The organism is Vibrio scophthalmi LMG 19158 (genome assembly GCF_000222585.1).
Taxonomy (GTDB): domain Bacteria; phylum Pseudomonadota; class Gammaproteobacteria; order Enterobacterales; family Vibrionaceae; genus Vibrio; species Vibrio scophthalmi.
Genome location: NZ_AFWE01000043.1, coordinates 1 through 572 on the forward strand (window position 1 = coordinate 1; position 572 = coordinate 572).

A 572-nucleotide genomic window follows, 5' to 3' on the forward strand; every position below is an offset into this window, starting at 1 on the left:
GGGAACTGGCTCCGTAGCACCTTAATAGATTGAGGGAAAATAATGCCATATTCAGCGACTAAGCCTCTTATCTGATTAGCAAGTGCTGTTCGTTGTTCTACCAAGCGTTTACGGACGCTACGCAATGCTTTTAGATCTTGTTGCTCAACAGATTTAACGGGGACAAAATGAATATCGGGTCTTGAAAATGCTTCACAGATTGCCCTTGCATCGTTGGCATCATTCTTTTGTCTTCCTACAAAGGGCTTAACGTGTTGTGCAGGAATAAGTGTGACGCTAAACCCTAGTTGTTGAAACGCTCTTCCCCAATGATGAGACGTTGCACAAGACTCCATAGCAAGAGCTGTCTTATCCGGCAACTGACGTATTGTATCAAGTAATTTATCCCGCTTAACCTTGCGATTAGATACTATTTTTCCATCGGTACTCAGTACGCATACCTGAAAGAGGTTTTTGGCTAGATCGATACCAACAACTTTAATAGACATGCTTGTTACTCCTGTTCTCAATGGCTGCACCATTAGTTTGGTACAACGACGCTAAAAAGGAGGTGCGTCCATCACATCAAAGCC

At 43.2% G+C, this 572-nt stretch carries 1 protein-coding gene; it reads right to left on the reverse strand.

Annotated features, from left to right (window positions below):
* Window positions 1-488, reverse strand: a 488-nt coding sequence (locus tag RH88_RS02615; protein WP_005593266.1) for an IS110 family RNA-guided transposase, incomplete at its 3' end; no start/stop codon positions are given.
* Window positions 489-572: the final 84 nt, after the last annotated feature.